General features: G+C 56.7%; 24 protein-coding genes and 2 pseudogenes. 4 read left to right on the top strand and 22 right to left on the bottom strand.

What is annotated here, in order from left to right; all coding sequences use genetic code 11:
- The first annotated feature begins 56 nt into the window (after nt 1-56).
- Both CD175_RS27425 and CD175_RS27430 read left to right on the top strand, forming a co-directional pair.
- Nucleotides 57-1,037 (top strand): annotated as a pseudogene (locus CD175_RS27425) (integrase domain-containing protein).
- On the top strand, nt 1,034-1,309 hold the full coding sequence (locus tag CD175_RS27430) for a hypothetical protein (RefSeq protein WP_104451172.1): 276 nt from the start codon (nt 1,034-1,036) through the stop codon (nt 1,307-1,309). The pseudogene CD175_RS27425 and the gene CD175_RS27430 overlap by 4 nt, the downstream one beginning before the upstream one ends.
- Nucleotides 1,310-1,392: 83 nt before the next feature.
- On the opposite strand, the pseudogene CD175_RS27435 reads toward CD175_RS27430, so the two are convergent.
- The 17 genes and pseudogenes from CD175_RS27435 to CD175_RS27520 form a co-directional block, all read right to left on the bottom strand.
- Nucleotides 1,393-1,555, bottom strand: a pseudogene (locus CD175_RS27435) (IS5/IS1182 family transposase); the annotation flags it as partial.
- A 112-nt stretch (nt 1,556-1,667) separates the two neighbouring features.
- Nucleotides 1,668-2,228, bottom strand: a complete 561-nt coding sequence (locus tag CD175_RS27440) for a class I SAM-dependent methyltransferase (RefSeq protein ID WP_104451173.1) — start codon at nt 2,226-2,228, stop codon at nt 1,668-1,670.
- A 27-nt stretch (nt 2,229-2,255) separates the two neighbouring features.
- Nucleotides 2,256-3,431: a His-Xaa-Ser system radical SAM maturase HxsC gene (gene hxsC / locus CD175_RS27445; protein ID WP_104451174.1), complete on the bottom strand. Its 1,176-nt coding sequence runs from the start codon at nt 3,429-3,431 to the stop codon at nt 2,256-2,258.
- Nucleotides 3,425-4,882 (bottom strand): His-Xaa-Ser system radical SAM maturase HxsB, encoded by a 1,458-nt coding sequence (gene hxsB / locus CD175_RS27450; protein ID WP_104451175.1) that lies wholly within the window; start codon nt 4,880-4,882, stop codon nt 3,425-3,427. Before hxsB ends, hxsC begins: the two co-directional genes overlap by 7 nt.
- Nucleotides 4,875-5,177, bottom strand: coding sequence for a His-Xaa-Ser system protein HxsD (hxsD, locus tag CD175_RS27455; RefSeq protein WP_104451176.1), 303 nt, complete (start codon nt 5,175-5,177; stop codon nt 4,875-4,877). Before hxsD ends, hxsB begins: the two co-directional genes overlap by 8 nt.
- Entirely contained in the window at nt 5,177-5,461 is a 285-nt protein-coding gene (gene hxsA2 / locus CD175_RS27460; protein ID WP_104451177.1) for a His-Xaa-Ser repeat protein HxsA2, read from the bottom strand. The genes hxsD and hxsA2 overlap by 1 nt, the downstream gene beginning before the upstream one ends.
- An 832-nt stretch (nt 5,462-6,293) precedes the next feature.
- On the bottom strand, nt 6,294-7,439 hold the full coding sequence (gene rffA, locus CD175_RS27465) for a dTDP-4-amino-4,6-dideoxygalactose transaminase (RefSeq protein WP_104451178.1): 1,146 nt from the start codon (nt 7,437-7,439) through the stop codon (nt 6,294-6,296).
- 75 nt (nt 7,440-7,514) lie between these two features.
- Complete coding sequence (locus CD175_RS27470; RefSeq protein ID WP_240629031.1) at nt 7,515-8,309, bottom strand: class I SAM-dependent methyltransferase; 795 nt, start codon at nt 8,307-8,309, stop codon at nt 7,515-7,517.
- A gap of 68 nt (nt 8,310-8,377) precedes the next feature.
- Nucleotides 8,378-8,770, bottom strand: coding sequence for a GtrA family protein (locus tag CD175_RS27475; RefSeq protein WP_240629032.1), 393 nt, complete (start codon nt 8,768-8,770; stop codon nt 8,378-8,380).
- 23 nt (nt 8,771-8,793) lie between these two features.
- On the bottom strand, nt 8,794-9,714 hold the full coding sequence (locus tag CD175_RS27480) for a glycoside hydrolase family protein (RefSeq protein ID WP_104451181.1): 921 nt from the start codon (nt 9,712-9,714) through the stop codon (nt 8,794-8,796).
- Nucleotides 9,715-9,744: 30 nt separating this feature from the next.
- Entirely contained in the window at nt 9,745-10,407 is a 663-nt protein-coding gene (locus tag CD175_RS27485; RefSeq protein WP_104451182.1) for an acetyltransferase, read from the bottom strand.
- Nucleotides 10,404-11,345 carry a glycosyltransferase family 2 protein gene (locus tag CD175_RS27490; protein WP_104451183.1) on the bottom strand — a complete coding sequence of 314 codons (942 nt, stop codon included), beginning with the start codon at nt 11,343-11,345 and terminating at the stop codon, nt 10,404-10,406. The genes CD175_RS27485 and CD175_RS27490 overlap by 4 nt, the downstream gene beginning before the upstream one ends.
- Complete coding sequence (locus CD175_RS27495; RefSeq protein ID WP_104451184.1) at nt 11,342-12,034, bottom strand: WbqC family protein; 693 nt, start codon at nt 12,032-12,034, stop codon at nt 11,342-11,344. Before CD175_RS27495 ends, CD175_RS27490 begins: the two co-directional genes overlap by 4 nt.
- A complete protein-coding gene (locus CD175_RS27500) occupies nt 12,031-13,254 on the bottom strand; it encodes a hypothetical protein (RefSeq protein ID WP_146094610.1) in 1,224 nt (407 codons plus the stop codon). The genes CD175_RS27495 and CD175_RS27500 overlap by 4 nt, the downstream gene beginning before the upstream one ends.
- A gap of 397 nt (nt 13,255-13,651) precedes the next feature.
- On the bottom strand, nt 13,652-14,362 hold the full coding sequence (locus CD175_RS27510) for an SDR family NAD(P)-dependent oxidoreductase (RefSeq protein ID WP_104451187.1): 711 nt from the start codon (nt 14,360-14,362) through the stop codon (nt 13,652-13,654).
- 44 nt (nt 14,363-14,406) lie between these two features.
- Entirely contained in the window at nt 14,407-15,063 is a 657-nt protein-coding gene (locus CD175_RS27515; protein ID WP_104451188.1) for a DsbA family oxidoreductase, read from the bottom strand.
- Nucleotides 15,060-15,281, bottom strand: coding sequence for a tautomerase family protein (locus CD175_RS27520; RefSeq protein ID WP_104451189.1), 222 nt, complete (start codon nt 15,279-15,281; stop codon nt 15,060-15,062). Before CD175_RS27520 ends, CD175_RS27515 begins: the two co-directional genes overlap by 4 nt.
- Before the next feature lie 541 nt (nt 15,282-15,822).
- Between CD175_RS27520 and CD175_RS27530 the strand changes: the two genes are divergently transcribed.
- A complete protein-coding gene (locus tag CD175_RS27530) occupies nt 15,823-16,116 on the top strand; it encodes a DUF3077 domain-containing protein (protein ID WP_104451190.1) in 294 nt (97 codons plus the stop codon).
- Nucleotides 16,117-16,694: 578 nt separating this feature from the next.
- Here the strand turns inward: CD175_RS27530 and CD175_RS27535 are convergent.
- Together CD175_RS27535 and CD175_RS27540 are read right to left on the bottom strand one after the other, a co-directional pair.
- A complete protein-coding gene (locus CD175_RS27535; protein WP_104451191.1) occupies nt 16,695-17,981 on the bottom strand; it encodes an OprD family porin in 1,287 nt (428 codons plus the stop codon).
- Between the two features lie 259 nt (nt 17,982-18,240).
- Nucleotides 18,241-18,912 (bottom strand): DsbA family protein, encoded by a 672-nt coding sequence (locus CD175_RS27540; protein WP_104451192.1) that lies wholly within the window; start codon nt 18,910-18,912, stop codon nt 18,241-18,243.
- 263 nt (nt 18,913-19,175) lie between these two features.
- On the opposite strand from CD175_RS27540, the gene CD175_RS27545 reads away from it, so the two are divergent.
- Complete coding sequence (locus CD175_RS27545; protein ID WP_104451193.1) at nt 19,176-21,269, top strand: TonB-dependent receptor; 2,094 nt, start codon at nt 19,176-19,178, stop codon at nt 21,267-21,269.
- A gap of 198 nt (nt 21,270-21,467) precedes the next feature.
- Here the strand turns inward: CD175_RS27545 and CD175_RS27550 are convergent, their stop codons facing one another.
- The 3 genes from CD175_RS27550 to CD175_RS27560 form a co-directional block, all read right to left on the bottom strand.
- On the bottom strand, nt 21,468-21,680 hold the full coding sequence (locus CD175_RS27550) for a hypothetical protein (protein WP_007972820.1): 213 nt from the start codon (nt 21,678-21,680) through the stop codon (nt 21,468-21,470).
- Between the two features lie 235 nt (nt 21,681-21,915).
- Nucleotides 21,916-23,022, bottom strand: a complete 1,107-nt coding sequence (gene aguA, locus CD175_RS27555) for an agmatine deiminase (RefSeq protein ID WP_104451194.1) — start codon at nt 23,020-23,022, stop codon at nt 21,916-21,918.
- Nucleotides 23,023-23,297: 275 nt separating this feature from the next.
- The gene (locus CD175_RS27560) at nt 23,298-26,210 is read right to left on the bottom strand and encodes an aminotransferase (RefSeq protein WP_104451195.1); all 2,913 of its coding nucleotides are present in this window, start codon (nt 26,208-26,210) and stop codon (nt 23,298-23,300) included.
- Between the last annotated feature and the right edge of the window lie 13 nt (nt 26,211-26,223).

Here is a 26,223-nt window from a genome sequence, read left to right on the forward strand (position 1 = left end):
GGCGGGATGACGTGGGGAAAGACTTCAAACGGTTTGGCTTCGAGAGGAGTTTGATCATGGCGTTGGTCGGTAGACGGGATGGGCGCAATTTTGGCTATGGTCGGTAACTCAGCTATGCCGGGCCGCAAGCGCTAAAAGATCTGTTTGGCGGCGGGCATTACGGCACGGTCAAAGCGTACAGTGATCGCTGGCAGTCATTTGTGCGCTGGTGTCGCTCGGAGGATGGACCAGGGTTTAATGATGCGCGGCAGATTGATCGGCAGACCTTGCTGGACTACGCCGGGCATCTGCGGCAGCAAGTTGAACTAGGCGCTATCGGCATCGCCACCGCGCAAAACCGATTGTCCAGCGTGAATCGGACCATGGCTGCGCTTCGTGGTGATCAATATGTGAAAGTGCCGAGTCCGAGCAAGGCGTTGGGAATGCGGCGCACCAGTGTTCGTCATTCGGTGCCACAAGGCCAAGACCGCGAACACGTGAAGCGGATCGTCGACGAGCTCTGCGAACACCAAATGCCGCGTGCGGCGGCCATCGCTCAGTTAGCGCGAGCCACCGGCATGCGCTTGCGCGAGGCCATTTTGGCCGACCTTCCGCGCCTGAAGCGTGAGTCCGAACAATACGGGAAGATCAACATCCAGGATGGCACCAAAGGTGGTCGCTCAGGCGCGTCGGCACCTCGTTGGATTACGATAGATGATCATATTCGTGACGCACTGAGGTTTGCCGAAAAGGTCTCGCCCGACGGTAGCCGCAACCTGCTTGCACCGAACGAACGCTACCTCGATTTCCTGCAGGAAATTGTCCGCCCCGCACGGGACATCATCCATAAGCACGACCTCAAAGGCTTCCACGAATTTCGGGCAGCCTATGCGTGCGAACGCTATGAGCAAATCACTCACCATCCCGCCCCCATCAACGGTGGCCATTGCTATCAACTCGGCCGACGCCTAGATCAGGATGCCCGAGTACAAATCAGCTATGAGCTGGGGCATGGCCGTATCGACGTGGTGTCGGCTTACATTGGTGGTCGAGCATGAGCACGGCATTCGATATGGAGTTGTTCCTGTCAGGCGTCCTGGCCGGGTCGCATACCACACGCCAACGCCACCTTCGTCAGGCGAAAACTATCCAAGCAGCAATTGCTGAGCGCTGGCAACGCGATAATCCATGGACTTGGCGGAGAAAACACCTTGCGTGGTTTTTGAGTCGCCACCTAAACCAGCACACTGAATCGACGCACTACTACTATTTGCTGACCATGCAATTACTCACTCATCGCTTAGGAAAACCCTGGCAGTTCAACCGCTAAACGAATGTATGGTCAGAAAACGGCCTCTTGTAGCCATTGAGCGTGCGTCAGGATCGGACAGGGAAATTTGTTTGTCCGGCTACCGTTGCAGCAGGATCGCCCCCTTCAAACCCAAGCGCACCCAAGTCGAGTTCATCGATGAAAACGTCGACCACTCGTATCGGATTTTCTTTGGCTACGTAATCGTCCAAGCACTCCGAAAGCAAGGACTTGCATCTGAGCCTCACCTTCAATGAATCGCTTCATGATCGTCCCCCCGATACAATCTCGACGATCAGAAGGTTAGACAATCCTCGGCGTTTCACACAGCCTGACCCCGAAGCCGACGATCAGATGCGCCTATAAAGCTGCGAGTGATTCAGGTTTTTTTCTGGGCAACCACTTTTACGGTAGCATTTTTTTTATGAGGACCTACAGGTCGCTCTAAGTAATACTTGATAATGAACTGCTTTTCTAAAAGCCTTTTTACTTCTCCAGAAAGACTCAGATCTCGCCAGTTTTCACCATTGCCAGCAATGCTTTCATAAATAAAAAAACCTTCCGGCTGAATTGCATCAATCAAGTTAACAATCAAATTTTCATGATACAAATGAATAACTATGACAGCTGAGAATGCATTATTTAAGAATGGGAGTGTTTGCCTACAATCGAGGATTACTGGGTGTATATTTTTGCAATTTAAATGCCATAAATCGCTGAAACTCTTATAAGAAAAATCAGCGGCTATTACATTCGCAAAATGCCTTGATAATAGTACGGAATTACGACCATAGCCGCACCCCAAATCAAGAGCAAGAGACCCTTTAGGTAAATTCAGCCCTGATATCTCTCTCGCCAAAAAACTTGATGGTTCATTGGATATTGGCTTTTTATGTCGACTGTATTTTTCTATAATTAAACTTACTCCGCCGCGCAACAAATCACAAAATAATCTTGATGCCGACCTTTAACGTAGATCAACAAAAGGTATTAGGCTCTTACTATAGCCATGCTTGATCCCTGACGAAAAAAATCCTCCGCAGTCCGATTTTCGAGTGCATGCCTCGCACTCGGTGGCGTATTCATTTTTCCAGTCACTGATTGACTTTCGGTAATAGGGATTAATATCTGAGTTCACTAGGCAGAGTTGATGATTGTAGACCGAGATATTCATTCCGTATTTGGCGAGGATGCAAACCGATTTGCTGAGTGTATCTTTGTACTCGAATGGATCGATCCACAGCTCATCGAGATTGGCCCTGGTAAAACCCATCATCTCAAGGCCCATCAGCGCTACATGGTCAACAAACAGAAGATTGCGTGCGATGAACTCACACAGTTCAGGAAGGCGCTTTACTGAGAGTTTGTGAATGACGACTCGGATCTCAACCTTCTGTCCCAAGCGCTTCAGATTGAGAATGCCTTGAATGGTTTCATCGAATGCGCCCCGGGCCTGGACAATGTAGTCATGCAGTGTCGGATCATCTGAATAGACAGGGATTCCGATCATCGCGTCAGGCAATTCAATCTGCGCATACTGTTCAGCGAACACAGGGTCTTTGAAACTACGTCCATTCGAGAGAATGTGGATGGCGGTTCTTGGCAGATAACTTTTTGTCAGCCTGATGATCTTAAGGAAGCGCTCCCGGTTGGTCGTTGGCTCTCCCCCAGTAAATACCAATTCGTGGGTGTCTTTTGGAATCAGCGGAATCAGGTTTTCGATCTCGTCGAGTATCCATGAGTCATCAGCGGCTTTCGGCGGCTGGGAACACATGAGGCAGTAATGATTACACTGCTCTGTGACCAGGATACTGTTGTGCGGCGACGATGCTCGAAACAACACTCGGATGCTCTGACGATCCGCTGAAAGCCGGACAACATCGCCATCACCGATATAGCTATAGTCATCCGGCAGAATTGAAAAATCAGAGTCCAAAGGGAGCGCATCAACCAGATACCGATGTTTCTCAACCAGCAGATAGTGCGCGAATCCTTGGGGGATCTGATTATCGGAAACCAGGTAGGCCATTTCTCGTCGCAAAACTTCAGGCAGATTCCGACTGGTTGATACTTTGGCCAATGTGATGGTCTTATCAACATCAACCGCATGTATTCGGATAATCTTTCCGCCGAGTTTCAGCATCGGTTGGCCCACCCCATAAAAATCCGTTTCGTTTGCTCATCGCTTCCCATCAGTTCTATGAGGTGCTTGAAGATCGACATATTCCGCTTGCAGAAAGCGGACTCAGGCTTTCTTGCCATCACATCCTTATGTATTGCGTGATGGTAGACAGGTTCAGCGCCACAGTAAGGTTCGAATGCACAGTCAGAACACATGGGGGCACTTAAAGTGAAGGAGTTTTCCAGTGCATCCAGAAGCTGATCCGAGAGGATGATCTCCTCATATGAATGCTCAAGAATGCTCCCCAACCGGAACGTATGATCACCCATTTCGGCAAGCATACGGCTTTCATCTGAGGCGTAGACCGATCCGTCGTAGTTGAACACAATGGCTGCGATACCAGCACCGGCGGGGTTCATTAAATCAACAAACCCGGGGTCCCCTGATGTCAGCATTTTTGTCAGCACAATCGCGGAATACTGCTCAACAAATCGTATGCCCGACTTGTTTAGCTCAATGATGTACTCAAGACCTTCCTTGTAAAATTCCAGCCAGCGCTCCGTGTCATACGACATGAATTTCTTGGTCTTGATAGCAAAGCCGTAAGGGGAAAGCGTGCGCAGGAAGATGCCATCAAAGCCCAGGCGCAAGTATTCATCAATGATCTCACGTGCTCGTGGCAGGCTCTTATCTGTGGTTGTCATCAGGGCTGACACTTGGTCATAGCCGAGGGCCGCACGGGCTTTCTTCAAGCCTTCCTCGAAACGCTGGTGACTATCTCGACCTGGCCGTGGGCGATTTGCATTATGCAGATCCATTGGCCCATCGAGAGAAGATGAAAGCACAATGTTGTGTTGCTTACAGAAATCGAGCATGTCATCCGTCAGTAACGATAGCGTAGTCGCAATGACGAACCGCAGGTCACGTCCTTCCTTGAGGTTACGTTTTTTTGCCTCAAGAACGACGTACTTCACCATCTCGAAGTTCAGCAGCGGTTCGCCCCCCTGAAATTCAATTTTGATGGCCGGATTCGGAGATCTGAAAACGAAATCTAACGACTTGTCTGCCATCTCCGTGGTCATGTCGAATTCGCCTTTGTTCTCCGACTGTCTCGATACTTGACAATATGGGCAGCTATGGTCGCAGCGAAGGGTCACCACAAAGATATGCAGACTGGTGAACTGGGCCAGCCTGGACAACCGCGTGCGAATTTTGAGTGCCAGAAGTTGAAGTGGCGCCTGCTCGTTGGTAAAGCGAATGAACTGTTTGGACCGTAGCGTAGCGATCAGTTCTGATGAGAGCGCAAGCGTCTTGCTTATGATCGGCTCAAGCATCGACGCCGGTATGACGTGAAATTCGCCAGCCATGTTGGTGATGACGTACTCGTCGTCATTCAGGCGGTCAAACTTGAAGGGCAGCAATTCGTAGGTGTTTTGCTGCGCGTAGAACTCCAGCTTCTGGAATTTACTCACTAGTCAGCCCGGTTTTTGAAAAAGCCAGCCCAAGGATCAGGTTCTTGATCGGCTGCGTCTCAGCGTTCAGCCGGTGGCGCAACTGGTAGTCAAGTACGTCCTTCTTGAACTCTTGAACGGCAGTCAGAAAGGAAGTCTCGTCAACACCAATGTTCGAGGATAAGGCACAGAAAAATTGCCCCCCTGTTGAGGTGATATCAACCGTCAGCGAATTGATTGAGCGATAAGCGGCTTTTTGCAGAACCTGCGCGTCATAAAGCCGCTCGTCAAAGATCAGCGTATCCGAGAGTGCCATTAGGAGCCCGAGGTATGGGAGGCATGAGAAACGTGAGAGGCGTGAGAGCTGTGAGAACTGTGGTAAGCCATCATCTGACCTTGGTCCCCGCGTTTGAGAACAAAGGCGAATTGATCATTGCCACTGCGTACCGAAAGGTTTTCACCTTGGGCATCGGCCTGGAGCGTGTTCGTGGCGTCGGTACTGGGCTCGACACCCTCGTGGGTAGCTATCGCTGAAGCTTGTTCCGTGACCATGGCTGCGGCCAGAGTAGCCAGAGGTACCAGAAAAGAACGCTTTTTCATGATGAGATGTCCCTATCACTGTTGGGGTTATTTTTAAGTTTCGGCGCGCGCCTCTGTGATGTCAATATGCAATCGATTTTTGGCGCCTTTTCCCGATGGCGGGCATTCTCGAAGACTAGCAGCGTATGGCTTCTCCCGCTGGATTTATGCCTTAAGCACCTCCTTGAGTTCTTCAGCGAACTTCCCGACAGGTAATGCAGAGCCATAAATTCCAGGCGACATTGGGGACACGCGACATTGGGCGAGGAATTGGAAACAAGGAATTGGGACAGACCACTTATTTTCGGGGGAGGTTTACCATTCCGTATGCGGCTCTGAATGGTTTACTTGCCATCCGACAATGTGCTGACATCTCAAAAATCCCGGATTCGATTCCACCGAACGCCATAACTAGCTGATTTATTTATAGTTACTAGTTGGGGTACGCCGAATTTTCCACCGAAATCCAGACGCCCGGAAAACCTGGCCTCCCCGAAACATACCGTTTGTCTGGTGCCGCACCGTACAGAACAACGACTTAGGCTCACCTTACGGTGGGCCTTTTTCGTTTCTGGGGTTTCATACCCGATTGGGTCACAGCTTCTCAGTTGATTGGAGCTGGAGGCAGCCTTTTTGACTGACACCTCGCTGCACTGCCGGTTGGGCTCCCGTGCTGGTTTTACGCCGAAAGGACTCCACATATAGCGCAATGAAGCCGAAACTCGCTTCAGACCACGCACACTGGCGGAGTACTTGGCCTTCCTGGGCTACAAAGAACGCGCCGAGCCGAAAGCGACTTGTATAAAACTCGAGCTCGGGATCGTTCCGAGCTCCGGCAAGAGTGCTTGTCGAATCAGCGACACAGTTGGTCCCGCAAGACGTCCACCACACGTTCCTGCTGCTCGTCCGACATGCCTACCCACAGCGGCAGTCGCAGCAAGCGTTCCGAGAGGCTTACCGTGTTGTCCATGGCGCCATGGACACGGCCGTAACGCTGGCCAGCCGGCGAGGAGTGCAGGGGCACGTAATGGAAGACCGAATTGATTCCCTCTCGCTTGAGGCCATCGAGCACCGGTTGTCGCGCCACGTCTGCGGGCAGCAGCACGTAGTACATGTGTGCGTTGTGCTGACAGTCGGCCGGCACGATAGGGCGGCGCAGTGCCCCGCTGGTTTCCAGCGGCGCCAGCAAGTCGTGATACCGCTGCCAGATGGCAAGCCGCGACTGCGTGATGTGTTCGGCCTCTTCCAGCTGCGCCCAGAGAAACGCGGCAGTCACGTCCCCTGGAAGGAATGACGACCCGACTTCCTGCCAAGTGTATTTGTCGACCTCGCCGCGGAAGAAACGACTGCGGTCAGTGCCTTTTTCGCGGATGATTTCTGCGCGCAACACATACGCAGGATCATTGACGAGCAATGCGCCGCCCTCGCCCGAAATGACGTTCTTGGTCTCATGGAAGCTGAAGGCGCCGAAGTCCCCGATACTGCCCAGAGGCCGGCCCTTGTAAGCGGCCATGACCCCCTGCGCCGCATCCTCGACCACCTTCAGGTTGTGACGCTGGGCGATCTCCATGATCGTATCCATCTCGCAACTCACGCCCGCATAATGAACCGGCACGATTGCCTTGGTGCGCGGCGTGATGGCCGCCTCGATCAGCGTCTCATCCAGGTTCAGGGTATCCGGACGGATATCGACGAACACGGGAACGCCGCCGCGCAAAACGAAGGCATTGGCCGTGGAAACGAACGTGAACGAGGGCATGATGACCTCGTCGCCCGGCTCGATGTCCAACAACAACGCGGACATTTCCAGCGCCGCCGTGCACGAGTGGGTCAGCAAGGCCTTGCTCGAACCGGTACGTTCGGTCAACCACTCATGGCACCGCTTGGTAAACGGGCCATCGCCGGCGAGGATATTGCCGAACTTGGCTTCAGCGATGTAATAAAGTTCTTTCCCCGTCATGTAGGGGCGATTGAACTGGATCTTTTTGTCTTCCACCATTTGGGCCTTCGCACGCAGATTTTAGTCGGGTCGAACTAGACATCACGTCGTTATGCAAAGTGGGGGGCATCCACTCTATTTCCGGACGACAAGCAGCCTGGAAGCACCAACCGGAAAACTAACTCCCACCTTGATGAGCAAACACTCCAGCCACATCACAAAACCAAACAGCACATTGAGCGCCTTGGGTACCGCTAATTCGGCGGTCTCGCTCGTATCGCCCCGCTGTTGCTTCTTGGCACCGCGTGAAATCATCATTGCCGGCAGCAGTAACGAGACGAACGATGTGCTGCGCACGACGGAAAACCCCGCCGCCTCTACCTTGCGATGCAGGTCGGCGGCATCGTAGCGCCGCACGTGGCAGGAATATTCATCTACCTGGCTCCACAGCCACTGATGCTGGGGCACGGTCAAGAGCATGATTCCCCCGGGCTTCAGGGCACGGTACATCTGCTGGAGCACCACGGTATCCGCCTCGATGTGCTCGATGACATCGAACGCGCCAATCGCTTCGAACTCGTCGATGTAAGGGATATCGCGCGCATCCATCTGCACGAACTCCGCACCGGGCAAGCGAGAGGAGGCAAACTTCAGCCCGGTCGAGAACATCTCGCTGCCAAGCAACCTGGCCTTCGGAAACGCCACGGCGACCCGACTCAGAATGAAGCCGGTACCGCACCCGATTTCCAGAAATGAACGCATGCGCGGCGCATATTTCGTCAGCGCCCATGTAATCAACCTGCCACGCGCCCGGAACCAGAAATGGTCGCTTTCAAGATGCGCGTAGGTCCCGTAGAAGTCGGCCTTGAAGCCCTCCTGCTTGTCCTCGAGTTCTGGCGCAAACGCGGCAAAACCGTTCTTTCGAGCCACCTGATGTCCACACTGGACGCATGTCCATTGCTCCGAGGCGTACGGCGTCTCGCATTCAGAACAGATCTTCACGCCTGGTTCCCATCCGGTTGGTTATGACGAAAGACGAATAGCTTGAAGAGGACGAACAAGAAACCTCCTACAACGAAAATGGCAGCGGCCTGGACCCACTGATGAGGATATCCCAGCTTGTCGACGAACACCGTCAGCAAGGCCAGGTTGAGCACATAGCCGGCTGCGTGCGCCAGGCCGAAGCGCCATGCCGTCCCCACGACGTTGCCGCGATGCTCGAACGCCCAGTTGCGGTTGCCCAGGAAGCTGATGCAGATGCCAAGCACGTACAGGAAGCTCATGGCCAGCTTGAAGGGGATGCCCAGCCACGTCAATGCCAGGTAGGCCGCATAACCGATGGCATTGCAGGCGACGCCGACGACTGCGTAACGCAGAATGGGCCTGATCATGGGCCGCCAGCGCTGCATGAGAATCACTCATCTCCCCAGACGGCAATCCCGAAACCCGTCTTGCCATAGCCGTTGCCGTTATAAAGCATGTAGCGTCGACCGGCATGATCGAAGACGAACGGGTAACAGATCATCTCCGAATCCCAACCCGATTCCGATACGTCGATTCCCACCTGCTCATCGTGTCGCGTCCATTGCACGCCATCGGACGAGGTCGCGTAGCGGATCCGGTAGGTGGGGCAGTCCTGCGTGGCCCGGGAGCAGAACCACATCCGATACATGTCCGCATCCTTGAGCACGCGCGGCACACCCAGGGCGTACTCGTGTTCGTCACGGAACTCGATGGCAACCGTACCGTCGCGCTCCCACTCGATCCCGTCGGCGGACTCGGCATACTCGAGATGATAGAAGTGCTTCGCTTCCGAAGGACCTTGCTCCCATCGCACACAGGAGGTGAACCAGGCCCTGAATCGTCCGGCCTCGAACTGCACCTCGGGGGTGGCGACGAAGTGAGGAAGATCACGGGTGCGGTCGATGACGGGGCCGCGGAACAGCCTCTCGAAGCGCTGGGTGGCCTCGTTCCATTCGGCCAGGCCGATGGAGTTGCGGATCTTCACCGTTACGCCCAGGTTGATCCCGGTGTAGTACAGCAGCTTGCGGCCACCGACGTTGACGATCGAATTGGGCAGGGCGCCACTGTCGTCGAAACATCCGAGGTCGCCCGGTTCGAGAACCGGATCCGAATGGACGCGCAAGACCTTGGTCGGGTCCTGCATGTCGATCTCGAGGAAGCCGCCGTGTCCGCGATTATGCTTGTCACGCGATGAGAAATAGATGCGATACAGGTCGCCGTCCACTTGCTCAGCAATGGGAATCATCGCGTGAGAATGCAACCAATCGCTCTGCCCTTCTGCGCAGAATATCTTACCTAGTTTTTTCCACATGGGATGTCTTCACGCCAATGATGAGGGTCTTCAGATGTTCCTGACGCGGGTACTCGGCACGCGCGACCGTTCGGTGGCTTGTCCAACGTACACGCCTTCGGCAGCGGCATCTCCAAGAATCAGGGCGCCGGCGCCGATGATGCATTTCTCGCCGATGGTGACGTGATCGCGAAGGGTTGCGTTGACGCCGAGAAAACAGCTTTCCCCGATCGTCACACGGCCAGATACGACGATGTGCGAGGCCAGGAAACAGTGGTCCTCAATACGCGAATGATGTCCGACGTGATTGCCGCTCCACAGGGTAACGTTGTTGCCGATGCGCACGAAGGGCTGAACGGTATTGTCTTCCAGGATGAAGCAGTTCTCGCCGATGTCCTGTGTCAGCACCGAGGCTCGCGAACTGATGTAGCTGACCATTTCGTAGCCCAGCGCCTTGACTGCCAGATATTTTTCCTTGCGGATCTGGTTGAGCTTGGAATAGCCGAGCGCGACGAAAAAGACATACCGGTCTGGCGGGTAGATCTGGGTGACTTCATCGAATGCCACCACCGGAAATCCCATGAAGCTCTTGTCGGCCGGCATGTAGGCGGGATCGACGGCAAACGCCTCGACCTGATAGTCGGAGTCGTTGGAAAAATAATAGAGTGCGAGCTCGGCGGCGTCGGTGAGACCAAAAATAATGAGTTTTTTCATTCGATGCTCCGCGTCTCAGCCTGACGGTAGACGTTCCGGACGATAGTGTAGGGTCTCTGTTTGACTTCGGAATAGATCTTGGCGAGATATATCCCGACCACGCCGACGAATGCGATGATCAGGCCGCCGAGCAGCCAGATCGAAGCCATCAGCGACGTATAGCCGCTGGGTGGGTTCGCCAGGAGCAGCCAATTGACGACGAGAAAGCTCGTGTAGGCGGCCGACAGCAGGAAAATCGCGCAGCCCACCACGAAGATTCCCACCAGCGGTGCACTGCTGAAGGCAGTAATCGAATTGACCAGTTGCGCCACTTTCTTGCCCAGCGTGTAGGTCGTCTCGTCACGACTGCGCTTGTCGATGGTCTGCGCACGCTGATCGAAGCCGGTGATGACCCACAGACCCGCCATGAACAACTCGCGTTCGTCGTGCTGAATCAGCGCGTCCACATAGCGGCGCGACATCAGCCTGGCGACGACGATATTGTCGGGCATATCCAGCCCGCTGAGGAAACGGAAGAGTTTGTAGAACACCTGCCCGGTCCAGCGCTCGAAGTGCCTGCCTTTTCGCTGCTGCTGGACACCGTAGACCACATCGACCTTTTCGCGCTCCATCTGCTCGCTGAACGAGAGCAACCATGCCGGATCTTCCTCCAGGTCGCTATCGAGCAGGAAGACACGTTCACCGCGGGCATGTCGCAAGCCCGTCATCATGGCCTTGTGATGGCCGAAGTTGCGCGAGAGATCGACGACCACCACGTGGTGATCGGCTTCGCTCAACTGGACGGCCAGTTCCAGGCTTGAATCGGGCGAGCCGTCGTTGACCAGTACGATCTCGTAATCGTCTCCGACCAGTTGTTGTGCCGCCTGGCTTGCACGGAGATGAAACTCCTCGATGAACTTGGCCGAGCGGTAAAGCGTGGCGACGATGGACAGCTTCATGCTTTGACATGCCTCATGTAACGGCGCGCGTCCTTGCCGCAATTGAACAGCAGATCCAGGACGGTGACGCCATGGGTGAATTCCCCCCAGAGTTGCGGATACTCGGGGAAGCCGGCGTAATCGAACCATTGCAGCGCAATGCCGGCGTCGTCGAACAGCGGCGCCTCGATGTAGTCCTTTGCCGCCGGCCCCGACAGGTATTGCGTCGCACCGGCCTGCTGACAAAGGTCCACCAGGCGGGCGGTCCGGGTTTTGTCGCCGGCAGACATATAGTCCCAGCAATTGGTAATGCGGGTTTCAATACCGATGTATCGGCAAATCGCTTCCATGAACTTGCGGTTCATCGACGACAGGCCCGTGTGGGTCTCCGCCAGATAGAGCGGCTCGAGCCACTGGGCGACCTCATCGAAGAAAGGCGCGCGCCGATAGTTGCTCTGCAGCGTTTTCCAGTGCTTGACCTGCCAGGCAGGGGCCAGCTCGACATCGCGAATGCGGCGGCTGATGCCTTGCCCGACAGGCACGCTGAGCCACTGGACGCCTTGCGGCGTCTTGATCTGGTTGCGATTGCGCCAGTCGTTCTTGGTGAACTGCATGTCGTCGTAGAGGATGAACTCATCGACCGCAGCGATCATGTCGAAATAGCCCTTCCAGGGTATGTAGTTCGACTGAAGAATGGCGACGGTCTTCATGGCTGCTTGACGCTCGCGTCCCAGGCGCCCGGGAAGTAACACCCTTGGCATTTTGCCTGCGCGACCTGCTGGAGATGGAAGGAAATGCAGAACAACAGCGCCAGCGCCCAGAAACGCAACGCAGCCGGTGAAGGTTTGAACGCAAAATTCAGAACAATCGCGACGAAAACCGGTGCCATCAGCAGGTAGTCATACAGGTACGGATGAATGGCAACGGCCTGCGGCCACAGCAGGCTGGTCATCACGTATTGCGAAAAAAGCAGGAAGTAGAACATGCCGATGCCGGCCAACGGGGAGGTCCCCGTCGGTGCCGCAACGCCGGCAGGTTCACGCCGTTTGATCATGCGCAAACAGGCCAACTGTGCTACCAGGAACAAGATCGGCACGGCAATGGTCGCAAATGGCCGCGGGAACTGCGGAACAAGTACCGACTTCAGGATATTGGTGAAATAAGTGGTGTCGCCATCCAGGCCAGCGCGAAACAGCCAGCCGCTGTTGGACGAGGTGAAACCCAGTGCCTTCGATATCAGTGGGGACGGCAGATAGAAGGCAACGGCCGCAACGAGGGCCACCAATGCCAGGCGACACATCCGTCTGTCGAGACCGTCGCTGCGGCATGCCCAAACCATCAGGGCGAGGCCCAGCAACGCTGCCGAGATCGGAGAAAACACTGCAAACAATACGATCACTGTCATGACCGCTGCGGACCGTTCCGGGTTTTTCCAGATCAAGAACGCAGCCAGCGCCTGAAACGCAAATATCAACGGGAACGTATTGTCGACGTTGAATCTGGCCGAAGAAATCCAGAATCCCGGCATCGACACCATGAATACGACCGATAACAGAATCAGCAGCCCCTGACCGAATGTCAGGCGCTTTTCCACCAGACGGGACAGAAAAAAGAACGTAACGCCTGCCAGCGAAATAATGTTCAGGAAAGCCCCTGTCACTCTCATCGGTAATGCCGACACATACATTTCCACTTTATAAAGGGCGTACATGTAGAACAGATAAGCCGTGGAGTGGTTGGAATACGCGATCTTTTTTGCGTAGTCCTCCATCGAATAGAAGACGAGGAAACCGTGCTGCGAAAAAGCGTGTTGCTCCCAGATGGGGAACGTGAAGTTTCTCAGGCGCTCGGGCGCCATCGCAATCTGGCTTGCCGCTTCCCGGAAGCCCAGTGAGTACACCACGCCGATGGTTATGACGATTGCCAACAAGTATAAACAGGAGAAAAGCTTATTATTTTTTATAAAGATCATCTTTTCTAATATTCGCAATACGCTTGGGATAATTGGTGCCAGTGCGGGAGGCCCAACGCGGCATTTGCTGCCAAACGAGGTAGAATCGGGTAGCGATCGGGGGAATGGCCCGTAGTTATAGAGGATTACGGTCAGGCGGCAGCGCGATCATAATCTAGATGTACGGTCTGGTGAAGCGCTCCTCCTGGAGAATGGCGAATTGATTCATCGTGTTGTGAATCATGGAAAAACGCCGGGACAAGCCACTTGTAATCAGTAGTTCCAGGGTTCGATTCCTGATGCCGGCACCCTACAAAACAAAGCCCTCGTAGAAATACGAGGGCTTTGTTGTTTCTGTCGTCCAGGAAATCAGGTCTCAGTGACCTGCACTCTGCCCACCATCCACGTGCAGAATTTCGCCAGTAACAAACTTGGCGCTGTCCAGATACACGACCGCCTGCGCAATATCGTCTATCTCGCCCATGTGCCCGACCGGGTGCAGATTGCCCAGTGCTTCATGGGTTTCTGCGCCGTGCATCGGGGTCTTGATGATGCCCGGGCTGACCGCGTTCACCCGAATCCCGCGCTTGGCGTATTCGATGGCCAGGGATTTGGTTGCCGCGTTGAGGCCGCCCTTGGTCAGCGAAGCCAAGACCGATGGCACGCCGTCGATGGCGTGGTCCACCAGGCTGGTGGTGATGTTGACGACGTGGCCGCTGCCTTGCTTTTCCATCTCGGCGATGGCGAGTTGGGTGATATAGAAGAAGCCATTGACGTTCACCGACAACACATTGGCGTAGTCTTCTGCGGTGTACGCGGTGAACGGCTTGGCGATGAAGATCCCGGCGTTGTTGACCAGGGTATCGATGCGACCGAAACGGGAAATCGCTTCACGGATGACGTGCCGGGCGGTTTCCGGTTCGCCGATGTCACCGGCCACGGTGAGAATGTCCGGATCGGTGGATGGCTTGATCGAGCGCGAAGTGGCGACGATCCGGTAACCGAGTTCACGAAAGGCTTTGACCATACCGTCGCCGAGACCTTGGGATGCGCCGGTGATTACGATGACTTTTTTCGAAATGCTCATGATGAAGACCTCTGACAATTAAAAGTGGGGGTAAAAATCTGTAATCAGGCTTCAGCCGATGCCTTGGCCATTTCTCTCAACATCTGTTCGTAGTACTCGACCGATTGCGAGCCGGATACCAAGTGACGACCGTTCAGCACCATGGCCGGCACCGAGTTGATGCCGCGCTGCTGGTAGTACGCTTCAAGCTCCCGCACCTCAGCGGCGAACGCACCGGACGCCAGCACCTCTTGTGCAGTGGCCCCGTCCAGCCCCGCTTCAGTCGCCAGACTCACCAGTGCCTGGTGATCGCTCGGGTTCTGGCCTTCGCTGAAATAGCCCCGCAGCAGCACCTTCTTCAGCTCGACTTGCCGCCCTTCCTGCAACGCCCACAGCAACAAACGGTGTGCATCAAAGGTGTTGTAGAAGTGCGTGCGCTTCTCCAGATCGAACTTGAAGCCGATGGCCTCACCGCGAGCGATCTGCATGGCCTTGCCGGCGGCGACGTCTTCAGCAGTGCGCCCGTATTTGCGCATCAAGTGCTCGACCGCTGGCTCACCTTCGGCCGGCATGGTCGGGTTCAGCTCGAACGGCTTGTAGGTCAGCTCGACCGAGACTTCCCCGGCCACGTTCTCGATCGCCTGCTCCAGCGCCGTCGCCCCCAGCGCGCACCAGGGGCACACCACATCGGAGATGAAATCGAGGGTGACGGAGGACCTCATGACTGCTCCTCCGCCTCGGCCAGTTGCTTGCGGTACTGGGTGGTGGTGATACCGGCGTAACCCCAGTTATCGGTGTCGACTTCCTCGATCACGATGTGGGTCAGGTCAGGGCGCTTGTTGAGGACACGTTCCAGTGTTTCAGTGATTTCGGCGATCACCTGAGCTTTCTGCTCAGTGGTAACGCCATCGCGAGTGATGCGTACGGTTACGAAAGGCATGAGGGCAACTCCAGTGACCTTCCCGTCGGGATGATGGGAGAGGCGTTGGAGGTGAATGTATGGGGTTGGCGGGAAGGGATAAAGGTGGGGACGGGAACTTCATTCGTTACTCAGTGTAATGAATGAATAAGCCCCGTTGACCAGGATCGCAGGTTGCGAATCGCCCTGCCCCACGCTAGGCTGCCCACATCGCTGCAAAATCAGCGACCGGGTTTGGCGACCCGACCCAAACAATAGGCGCACAGGCGCCACCATAACGATTGCTGGCGTTTTTTTTCGCTCGTATTTTTCCGTTATGGCGGCTGTGCGCGGGAGACCTTCGGGTCTGCCGGGTTCCTATTGTCCCGGTTCGCCAACCTGCGCACAGCTGCCACCCATAATCGTTTGGCGACGGTTCGTGGCAGTTCCTCAACGATAGGAGCTAGACCATGTATAAAATTGATTCGTCCAAAATCTGTATTTTCACGTTCTTTGTAACCACGCTGGCCCTTCTTCGAAGGCATGCAAATACTCAACTCCTCCCAACCAGCGGAGGTGTTCAATGACCAATCCCCAAGATCTGAAAACCATCGGCCTCACCCACTTCTCCTTCCACGCCAACGAACCGCTGTTTCGCGTCAATGCAGGCGTTCCGGTTATCCAGGCTCTCTACCATGCTTCCGATCTACTCCACGTTGCCAAGCTGCTCGCAACAGACGCGGCCATGGTTCGAGATACTGATCGGCACGCTTGGGCGTCGCATTTTTTGCAGGATATGAGTAAGGCGATCATCGATGATGTTGTGAAAGTGCTTGATGCTCCATGCAACAACCGAGTCAGCAATGTCGCGCCATGATCTGAGCTGCAAGTTTAAAAAAGCCCCGAATCAGCGGTAATGCTGTTCACTTACGGCCGACACTGAACCCGTGGCGAGGGAGCTTGCTCCCGCTTGAGTGCGTAGCACTCACAAAAAATGGCATTGTTGTCACATTTCTGGGGCCGCTACGCAGCCCAGCGGGAGCAAGCTCCCTCGCCACAAAAGTAGGTGTGCCTGAAGCACCGCGCTTAAGTGAACAGCGTTATGAATCAGCGGAGCCTTTTTGTTTTTCGATCAAGCTTCAGGGACTCCAAACGCAAAGCGAAAAAAGTCTAAACGCTGGCAGTCCACACATAACAAGTGGGTTGCCATACGGATTGACGTAAGCGCCACTGCTGTCAGAGAATCGAACCAAGAGCGCGAAACCGACTGCCATCAGGTGGCGATAGCCGGCGTTAGGAACTCCGTTGATGACCTGAAAATCAGCGCCCGGGTGAGACCTCTTTTAAAAAGCAGCCTTATTGGTTGCTTTTTTTTATGCCCACAAAAAAGCCCCGAACCAGTCGGGGCTTTTTCTTTCTCAGCCTCTGATCAGGCCTCGATATCGCAACCACTCATCAAAAAATGTTGATCGGGTAATCCACAAACACACGCACTTCGTTGCCGCTCACGTTGTACTCGCTGGACTTCTGCGACACGCGCAGGACCGAGCTGCGCAGTTTCACGCTGAGGTCTTTGGCCGGGCCGCTTTGGACGACGTATTTGATCTGGTTGAAGATCTCGCGCTCGGTGCCGCCTTCGCTGGTGGAGGTGGTGATGTTGTCACCGCGTACGTAGGCGAAGTTGTAGCTCAGGCCCGGTACACCGAAGGTGCTGAAGTCCAGGCCGTAGCCCAGCTGCCAGCTGCGCTCGTCTTCGGCGTTGAAGTCGGACCAGTAGGAGTTTGCCAGGTAGATGGTGTTGCCACCGTCGCCGACGCGACCCTGGTCTTTCTGGTAGCCGCCATAGGCGTAGCCCAGGTTGCTGTCACCGGTGCTGCGCTGGTGCGCGAGGGTGAACGAGTGCGGGCCGGTGATGAAGGTGGCCGCCAGGCTCCAGATTTTGTTGTCGTCGCCGGTGATACCATTTTCGCGGACGTAGGAATCGTCCAGCTTGGTGCGGTAACCGTTGAAGTCCAGGGTCAGGGACTGATCCTTGTCGATCGGGAACACGTAGTTGGCGTTCACGTATTGTTTCTTCAGCACGTCTTCGACGTCGGAAGCGTACAGCGCGGCCTTGAATTGTTCGGTGAACTGGTAGCTACCGCCCAATACGTTGATCGACTTCAAGCCACCGCTGTCACGGCCTTCAGCGCTTTTCCGCGATTCGGCGGTGAAGCGACCGGCGTCCAGTTGCAGGCCTTTGATCTCTTTGGAAGTGATCAGGGTGCCGGTGTAGCTTTCCGGCAGCAGGCGCGAATTGTCGTAGTTCAGCACCGGCAGGGCCGGCATCTGGTCGCCGTAGGTCAGGGTGGTGCTGGACAGGCGGAACTTGATCGCTGCGCCGCCCTTGGACAGGTCGTCAGCCGGCTGGCCGCTGTCGCCCTTTTTGAAGAAATCGATGCCTTGCGCGCCGCTACGGTCTTCGCTGCGCTCCAGGTTCAATGCGTACAGGCCAAAAGCGTCGACGCCCACACCCACGGTGCCTTGGGTGAAGCCGGACGAGAACGTACCGATGGCTGCCTGGCCCCACTCGGATTTATCCGGGTTGCCGTCTTTGAAGTCACGATTGATGTAGGCGTTGCGCAGCAGCACTTTGAGGCTGCTGTCTTCAACGAAACCCTTGGATTCGGCCTGGTCGTTCGCCATGGCCTGTGTAGCGCTCAACATCCCCAGAGCGATCAGGCTGATTCGCTTGTTCAACATTTTGTTTTTTCCTTGATACGGTTGATACGCGCTGTGTCGAACGGCCGAAACGGCGCTATTGCGCTCTTATTTCGAGGCGAAAACAAAAAGGCCCGCACACGATTTCTCGCGGCGGGCCTTTTATTGTTTTTGAGTCGTGGCGGTCGGCCACAGGCGTTGGGCCGAATCGTAGCTGCGCCCTTAACGACGTGTCAATTTCATGAATCTTCTAGAAATAGGCGGAAAACGTCTAAGAAACTGCTTTACGCGGCAGGAATATTCAATCGACGCAGCCTTCGAGACCACAGGCGGCTACGGATTGGGATGAGTGCTGCTCCGGCAGCGACTGACCCAGCCACTGCGCAAATGCCTGGGGTTTGCCCAGCCATGGCCCGATATCGATCAGGGTGAATTGGCCATTGTGTTCAAGCACCAGGGTCGGAAAGCCCTGCCCGCCCACCTTGGCCAGCAAAGCCCGGCTGTCCTTGATATGGCCTTCGGTGTCGGCTGCCTTGAAGGCTCTTTCGAAGGCTTGAGGGTCCAACCCCATACCGTGGGCCAGTTCAAACAGCACCGACTCGTCGGCGATGCGGCGCCCTTCCACGTAGTGAGCACTTTGCAAACGCCCCAGCAACTCCAGCCCGCGACCCGCCATTTGCTCGGCAGCCAGCACTGCAGCGATGGGTGGAGCCGAGTCGAACACGGCGCTGTGATCTCGCAGCAAACCTTCGAAATAAGCTTCACCGAACGGCTGCCCGCTGTATTCGGCAATGCGCCGGTCATGGGGCATGACGTAACTGCGCAGTTGTGGCGAAACCTTTTGCCGATTGGCCCCCGTCATCATGCCGCCGCCGTGGGCAAGCACGGGCAGCACAGCCTGGGCGGCTTGCACCAGCGGTTTGGCGCCGTAGCACCAACCGCACAACGGGTCATAGATGTAATGCAGGATCATGGGAAAACTCCGACAGAAATTCAGGAAAATTCGATGTCGGCAGATTAGCGCCACCGCAGACCCGGAAAAACGCCGGATCAGCTTTCAGTCTGTTGCTTGAATCGGTCGAATGACTGCGTAAACCCTTTGCATCAACCAAGAAACAATTCGAAACAATCAAATGAGATAAGCTCTCAATAACGACTAACAGCAGCAAATGACAAGCATTACTATTCGCGCCCTCCACATGCTTCAACCTAAAAATCCTACGGATGCGCTCTTCAATGCCTGCCCCTTTCCGCCTTGCGCCCTACAGCCTTGGGCTCTCTGCCTTGTTGTCTGCCGGTTTTTCCTATGCTGCACCGACCACCTTGCCTGCCACATCGATCAGCGCCGAAGCTGAAGCCGACGACCCACGGGTAACCCAGACCAACACGGCGACCCGGACTGCTACCCCGGTGCGCTACGTGCCACAAGCCATCGACTCGATCAAAACCTCGAACGTGATGGATTACGGCACCAACGATCTGGGCACGGCGCTCAGTGGCATCCCCAACGTCAGCAGCGGCGCCGACACACGCTTCGACAGCCTGCGCATCCGCGGTTTCGACGCCAGCAACGATTTCTATCTCGATGGCATCCGCGACGACAGTCAGTACGTGCGCGACTTGCACAACATCGAACGCATCGACGTCCTGAAAGGCCCTGCCGCCGTGTTGTATGGCCGTGGCAGCCAGGGCGGCATCGTCAACCGGGTGAGCAAACTGCCCGAGTTCGGTCGCCGCTCGACCCTTGAAGCCCAGGGCGGTAGCGAGGACTTGCGCAGCCTGTATGCCGACCTCAGTGCCGATCCTTCCGAGAACATCAGCCTGCGCCTGAACATGGGCAACATGGACGAGAACAGCTTCCGCGATGGCGTGAGTGGCAATCGCCAGCTGTTCGCGCCCTCGATGAGCTGGCAGCTGACACCCGACCTGAACTGGTTGGTGCAGTACGAATACAGCCGCTACAACCGCACGCCGGATCGGGGCATTCCCGGTGTAGACGGTCGCCCGGCCGACGTAGGACGCGATACCACCTACGGCAGTGAAAACGATTTCATCGACGACAAGGCGCAATCCCTGCGTTCGAAACTCACCTATGAACTGAGCGACAACTGGCAGCTACGCCAGACCCTGGGTGTGTTCAAGCTCGACAGCGATTTCGACAATACTTACTTGAGCGGCTATGTCCCGGCCACCAACAAGGTCACGCGCCAGCACTGGCAGCAGGACCTGAATACCCGCAACGTCTACAACAACGTCGAGCTGGAAGGTGGTTTCGATACCTTCGGCCTGGAGCACCGCTTGCTCACCGGCATCGAGATCGGCAGCCAGCGCCGCGACCCGCTGCTCTACACCGCCGCCACTTCCGGGCCGGGCAGCTCCCCGGTGCCGGCGCTGGACCTGTACGCCCCGGACCGCAATTTGCGTCATACCGGGCGCATGGTGGTGTCGAGCAACACCCATACCGAGGTCGAGAGCCGCGCGGTGTATGTACAGGATCAACTGCGCCTGAACGATCAATGGCAGTTGCTCGCCGGCCTGCGTTACGACACGTTCGATATCGAGTCGACCAACAAGGTGCGCAACATTTCCGAAGACCGTGACAGCCATAGCACCAGCCCTCGCGTTGGCGTGGTCTGGACGCCACTGCAAAATCACTCCTTCTACGCGTCCTGGAGCAAGACGTTCTCGCCGGTCGGTGGTGGCTTGATCGGTATCACTCCGGGCGCGGCGGGCAACAGCAATGACCTGAGTCCCGAGCTGACCAGGCAGAAGGAAATCGGGGTAAAGAGTGACTGGCTCGATGACCGCCTGAGCACCACGCTGGCCATCTACGAGCTGGAACTCTACAACCGCCGCACCAGCGATCCGAACAACCCGACCATTACCCTGCTCTCCGGGCTACAACGTTCACGCGGCATCGAGCTGACCGCTGCCGGCAGGATTACCGGCAACTGGTACGTACGCGGTGGCGTGGGCCTGCAGGACGCAACCATCGAAAAGGACAACAACGGCCTGGAAGGCAAGCGCATCAACAACGTGGCCAAGCATAACGGCAGCCTGTTCCTGACCTGGAAACCGGAAATGGGCTGGTACGCCGAAACCGGTTTGACCCTGGTTGGCGACCGCTATGCCGACAACCTCAACACCGTCGTGTTGCCGGGTTATGGCCGTTGGGACGCCTTGGCGGGCTTCCGTCAGAAAGATTGGGATTTGCGCGCGGCGCTGAACAACATCAGCGACAAGACGTATTACTCGTCGGCGACCAGTGCATTCCAGATCCAGCCGGGGGCACCGCGTAGCCTGGTGGTGACGTGCACCTACAGCTTCTGAGTACGACGTCACTACACTGTGGGAGCGAGCCTGCTCGCGATAGCGGTGGGTCAGTCGATATAAATACGGACTGATCGGGCGCCATCGCGAGCAGGCTCGCTCCCACAGGGGATCGTGGTGATTACATGAATCTGAGCACAAAAAAAAGCGCTGCCATCCCGGCAGCGCTTTTTCTTGATCAATCCGTTGTTGTTCTTCTTATCCTTCCATTACATCCCACAACGCATCCAGTTCCGCCTCGCTGAATAAACCAGCAGGGTAACGCTCGATCATTGTCCGGCGCGGATCAGTTTCACTGATCTGACGCATTCCATTGGACTTGAACCAGTGCGCCAGAATCTGGAGCGATTCGCTGTTTACGGCCAGGGGATGCAACGCCTTGTCGCTCACTACGTTCACTTCGGCGTTCATTTCAGCGCTCTCTCCCGGTTTGTGAGCGGCTAACTTATCCAAGGTTTATGACAGAACATCGAAGTCCTCCCCCTCCCCGAGTTACAGCAGCAGAGATACAAGAGCTGTGCCAAGGTGTCTGAAGTGTGGCCTGGCAGATACAAAAAAGCCCGCAACCCTGAAGGGCTGCGGGCTCTGTGCATGGCGGGAGCCGCTTGAGAAATTTCGCAATCAACTCAAGATGTTACAACCTCACTCACTCCTTGTGCGGCGCGGGTTGCTGCTGGGTAAGGCAGTGAATATTGCCGCCCCCCAGTAACAGTTCGCGACCAGGCACCATCACCACTTCATGCTGTGGGAACAGGTTCTGCAGGATTTCCTTTGCCGGGCCATCCTGCGGGTCGTCAAAGCACGGCGCAATGATGCCGCCGTTGACGATCAGGAAGTTCACGTAGGAACCGGCCAGACGCACAGTCGGGTTACGTTCCTGGGTACCGTCCACCGGATCGACTCCGGCACATTCCTCCTCGGTCGCAAACAGCGGGCCCGGGATCGGCATTTTGTGCACCGTGAACGGGCGACCCTTGGCATCGGTGCTGCTTTGCAGCACGTTCATCGCCGCCTGGCAGCGCGGGTAGTTCGGGTCCTGCGGATCATCGGTCCAGGCCAGCAACACTTCACCCGGACGCACGTAGCAGCAGAAGTTATCCACATGGCCGTCGGTTTCGTCGTTGAACAAGCCATCCGGTAGCCAGATGATTTTATCCACAGCCAGGTTCGCACTCAGGACCGCTTCGATTTCTTCGCGGTTCATGTGCGGGTTGCGATTGCGGTTGAGCAGGCATTCTTCGGTGGTGATCAGCGTGCCTTCGCCGTCGACGTGAATCGAACCGCCTTCAAGTACGAAGCCTTCGGTGCGGTAACGCGGGCTGCGCTCGATCTCGAGGATCTTGCCGCCGACCTGCGAGTCACGGTTCCACGGCGAATACAGGCCGCCGTCAAAACCGCCCCAGGCATTGAAGTCCCAGTTCACGCCACGGACTTCGCCACTGTTATTGATGACGAAAGTCGGCCCCGAGTCGCGAACCCAGGCGTCGTCACTGGACATTTCCACTACGCGAATATTCGGCACGTCCAGACGGGCACGGGCGTTTTCGTACTGGCCCGCGGATACCGCCACGGTGACCGGTTCGAAACGGGCGATGGCCTTGGCCACCGCCACGTGTGCGGACTGTGCCGGTTTGCCACCCAGGCGCCAGTTGTCCGGGCGCTCGGGCCAGATCATCCAGGTCTGGGTTTGGGGTGCCCATTCGGCTGGCATGTAGAAGCCGTCGGCGCGAGGGGTGCTGTTCAACGTGGTCATGACTCAGGACTCCAGAGTGGCGTTGATGCCTGACAGAAAAGAAAGCGCATGGGTACACGCCGTGGACTGGTCACTTTATAACCGATAAATATCGGCTTTTAAAGCACAACCAATCCTTAGCTACAAAAATAATCGACAAAAAGCCGATATCAATCGAATTAACACCACCACCTCTGTGGGAGCGAGCTTGCTCGCGATGAGGCCATTCCCGTCACAGATTTTTCGACTGAAAGACCGCTATCGCGAGCAAGCTCGCTCCCACAGGGGGATTGTGTCTACAGCCCTTCCACCAGCACCTTCGACAGCATGTCCACGAAGAAATCCACGCTCTGGCGCGAAGTAACCATCGGCGGCTTGATCTTGAGGATGTTCAGGTAATCGCCGGTCGGCTGCATGAAGATCCCCAGCTCGCGCAAACGATCACACAGTGCGGTGGTTTCTTCAGTGGCCGGCTCCAGTGTGTCGCGGTTGCGGATCAACTCGACGCCCAGGTAGAACCCGGAACCGTGCACCGCGCCCACTAACGGATGAATATCGATCAACGCTTCGAGGCGCTGTTTGAAGTGGCCGCCAACGACCTGGGCGTTCTCCCAGAGTTTTTCCTCTTCCATCACGTCCAGCACGGCCATGCCGACCTGGCAACTGACCGGGCTGCCACCGGCGGAGGAGAAGAAGTAACCCTCGGCCTCCAGTGCCTCGGCGATTTCCCGGCGGGTGATGACCGCGCCCAGAGGCTGGCCGTTGCCCATGCCTTTGGCCATGGTGATGATGTCCGGCACCACGCCCTGCTCTTGGAAGCCCCAGAAGAAATCGCCCATGCGTCCGTAGCCGACCTGCACTTCGTCGGCGATGCAAACGCCGCCCTGGGCCCGGACCATGCCATAGACTTGCTTCAAATAGCCGGGTGGTAGCGAGATACCGCCGGCATTGCCGTACACCGGTTCGCAGATGAAGCCCGCCAGTTGGCGTTTCTGCTCGGCGATTTTCGCCAGGTTGTGCTCGACGCTGCGCACATAATCCGGCGCACTGTCCGGCCCGCGGAACTCACCGCGATAGGTGTTTGGCGCGGTCACCGGGTGCACCCAGTCCGGGCGGCTGCTCAAGGCCTGGGGGTTGTCGGCGATCGAGGTCGACACCGAGTCCGCGCCCACTGTCCAGCCGTGATAGGCCTCCAGCACGCTGAGCATGTCGCGGCCGCCGCTGTAGGCCCACGCCAGACGAATCGCCAGGTCGTTGGCCTCGCTCCCGCTGTTGACCAGGAACACGCGGTCCATGCCATCAGGGGACAGTTTCAGCAAGCGTTCGGAAAACTCGGCCACGGCCGCGTAGTTGAAACGCGAGTTGGTGTTGAGTAACGACCACTGGCGGCTGGCGACCGCCGCCATGCGCGGATGACCGTGGCCCAATACCGCGACGTTGTTGAGCATGTCGAGGTAGGAGCGCCCCTGCATGTCGATCAAATGATTGCGCCAGCCACGCTCGATGCGCGGCGGGTCGACGTAATAATGCTTTTGCGTACGGGCGAAACTGGCGTCACGCCGGGCCAGCAAAGTCGCGCCGTCGAGTTCTGCTTCGGCATCACAGGCCAGCCCCAGCAGTGCCGCAGGTGATGGGCACAGTGCCTGCCAGGCAGCGGCGCGCGATGGCGTGCAGAACAACGGCGCATCGATCGACGCGCCACGGCTCAACTGCACGATCAACGGCCCGCTGACCGAACCCAGCACCTGGCCTTTGACCAGCGCCGCACCACTGTGCAGCGACGGCGTGACGCCCCAAAGCCGCACGCTCAATTGCGGGCCGTCCAGTTGCAGCACGCCCGCCGACGGGTGGTGCACCACACCGGCAAACGGTGCTTCGACCGTCGTGCCCTGAGGTACACGCAATTCAACGTGCAAGGGGCAAGTGTCCGGTTCAGTGGCGCTGTCCGGGCGGGTGTGGGACAGGCGATACTGTCCATAACGACTGGCCGCCAGGCCATGAGCCGCGGCCGCTTCATCCAGCAGGCGCTGATCGACACCCGCCTGCTCCCAGTTCCCGGCCTCGAAATGCGGGCTGAGCACCCCCAGGTCGATCAAGGCGAACTCACGCCCCACCAGGCTTGGCAACAGCGGTGCAAAGCCTTCACTGCCGATGGTGGGCAGGTTCTGCCCGACGGCAGTGAGGATCGCCGCTTCCATCAATGCCAACGGCACCGACGTGGCCACACGGAAGATTTCCCATTCATGGACCAGGTTATCGCGACTGTAGGCATTGCCCGGATCGATGCTGACCTGCTGTTCGCCACTGAGCACCAGCACCGCCGCACGCGCGACGATTAGCGGCCACAGCGCCAGCAGCTCTTCGTGTTGCAACGGGTTGACCGCGTGGTACGCCTGGATTGCCGGCAAAATGCAGAACGGATCGCCCTCGCCATGATGCAGCAGCGCGGCGCAGGTCACCGACAGATCGGTAATGCGCCAGGTACGCACTAGGTCACCGAAATCGATCACGCCTTGCAGTTGCCAATGGCGTTGCGCATCGCGCTGCCACACCACGTTGTCGTCGGTGATGTCCATATGAATGGCCTGCACCGGCAGTTTGGCTTCCAGCGGCTGCAAATGCCGCTCCGCTTGTGCGCACGCGTCGACGATCAGTTTGCGCTGGGCTTCATCCTTGATCACCGGCAGCAAGTGCGCGATCAGGGCGTGAGCGTGGCGGGCGTCCCATTGCAGGGTTCGCACCAGGCCCGGATGGTCGAAATCCGCCAGGGCCAGGTCCATTTCACCGCACAGACGACCAAAGCCGGACACCACTGTCGGGTTGAAATGGCCAAGGCTCGTCAGCGGCTGACCTTCGATGTAGTCGAGCAGGCGAACGTGCACCGCCTGGCCACCCACGTCCAGAGACAGCAGGTCTGCACCGTTTTTCGCCGCGATAACGCGCGGCACATGGACATCGGGGTGCGCGCCCAAGTGCTTGAGCCCGGCATGCTGTGCCTGAAGCTCAACGACCGAGTAGTCGCCACGGCAGATTTTCAGGACGAAACGTCCCCGCTCGCTGTCGACGCGGTAGTTCAGGTCTTGCTGGCTGCCGAGGGCCTGCAGTTTGCCGCTGAGCCCGTAATGTTCTTCCAGCAGCTCTAACGCTTGCTCCGCAGACACCTGCGGGCTGGGCAAACTGGCGCGATGAATCAACGTGGCGAGCGGCATACAACAACCCCTG

It is taken from the genome of Pseudomonas laurylsulfatiphila (assembly GCF_002934665.1).
Taxonomy (GTDB): domain Bacteria; phylum Pseudomonadota; class Gammaproteobacteria; order Pseudomonadales; family Pseudomonadaceae; genus Aquipseudomonas; species Aquipseudomonas laurylsulfatiphila.

What these genes read in the sequence shown, in the direction of transcription:
- CD175_RS27430 (WP_104451172.1), top strand. Translation starts at nt 1,034, where the DNA reads ATGAGCACGGCATTCGATATGGAGTTGTTCCTGTCAGGCGTCCTGGCC.
- hxsC (WP_104451174.1), bottom strand. Translation starts at nt 3,431, where the DNA reads ATGCTGAAACTCGGCGGAAAGATTATCCGAATACATGCGGTTGATGTT.
- hxsD (WP_104451176.1), bottom strand. Translation starts at nt 5,177, where the DNA reads ATGGCACTCTCGGATACGCTGATCTTTGACGAGCGGCTTTATGACGCG.
- hxsA2 (WP_104451177.1), bottom strand. Translation starts at nt 5,461, where the DNA reads ATGAAAAAGCGTTCTTTTCTGGTACCTCTGGCTACTCTGGCCGCAGCC.
- rffA (WP_104451178.1), bottom strand. Translation starts at nt 7,439, where the DNA reads ATGGTGGAAGACAAAAAGATCCAGTTCAATCGCCCCTACATGACGGGG.
- CD175_RS27475 (WP_240629032.1), bottom strand. Translation starts at nt 8,770, where the DNA reads ATGATCAGGCCCATTCTGCGTTACGCAGTCGTCGGCGTCGCCTGCAAT.
- CD175_RS27480 (WP_104451181.1), bottom strand. Translation starts at nt 9,714, where the DNA reads ATGTGGAAAAAACTAGGTAAGATATTCTGCGCAGAAGGGCAGAGCGAT.
- CD175_RS27485 (WP_104451182.1), bottom strand. Translation starts at nt 10,407, where the DNA reads ATGAAAAAACTCATTATTTTTGGTCTCACCGACGCCGCCGAGCTCGCA.
- CD175_RS27490 (WP_104451183.1), bottom strand. Translation starts at nt 11,345, where the DNA reads ATGAAGCTGTCCATCGTCGCCACGCTTTACCGCTCGGCCAAGTTCATC.
- CD175_RS27495 (WP_104451184.1), bottom strand. Translation starts at nt 12,034, where the DNA reads ATGAAGACCGTCGCCATTCTTCAGTCGAACTACATACCCTGGAAGGGC.
- CD175_RS27510 (WP_104451187.1), bottom strand. Translation starts at nt 14,362, where the DNA reads ATGAGCATTTCGAAAAAAGTCATCGTAATCACCGGCGCATCCCAAGGT.
- CD175_RS27515 (WP_104451188.1), bottom strand. Translation starts at nt 15,063, where the DNA reads ATGAGGTCCTCCGTCACCCTCGATTTCATCTCCGATGTGGTGTGCCCC.
- CD175_RS27520 (WP_104451189.1), bottom strand. Translation starts at nt 15,281, where the DNA reads ATGCCTTTCGTAACCGTACGCATCACTCGCGATGGCGTTACCACTGAG.
- CD175_RS27530 (WP_104451190.1), top strand. Translation starts at nt 15,823, where the DNA reads ATGACCAATCCCCAAGATCTGAAAACCATCGGCCTCACCCACTTCTCC.
- CD175_RS27535 (WP_104451191.1), bottom strand. Translation starts at nt 17,981, where the DNA reads ATGTTGAACAAGCGAATCAGCCTGATCGCTCTGGGGATGTTGAGCGCT.
- CD175_RS27540 (WP_104451192.1), bottom strand. Translation starts at nt 18,912, where the DNA reads ATGATCCTGCATTACATCTATGACCCGTTGTGCGGTTGGTGCTACGGC.
- CD175_RS27545 (WP_104451193.1), top strand. Translation starts at nt 19,176, where the DNA reads ATGCCTGCCCCTTTCCGCCTTGCGCCCTACAGCCTTGGGCTCTCTGCC.
- CD175_RS27550 (WP_007972820.1), bottom strand. Translation starts at nt 21,680, where the DNA reads ATGAACGCCGAAGTGAACGTAGTGAGCGACAAGGCGTTGCATCCCCTG.
- aguA (WP_104451194.1), bottom strand. Translation starts at nt 23,022, where the DNA reads ATGACCACGTTGAACAGCACCCCTCGCGCCGACGGCTTCTACATGCCA.
- CD175_RS27560 (WP_104451195.1), bottom strand. Translation starts at nt 26,210, where the DNA reads ATGCCGCTCGCCACGTTGATTCATCGCGCCAGTTTGCCCAGCCCGCAG.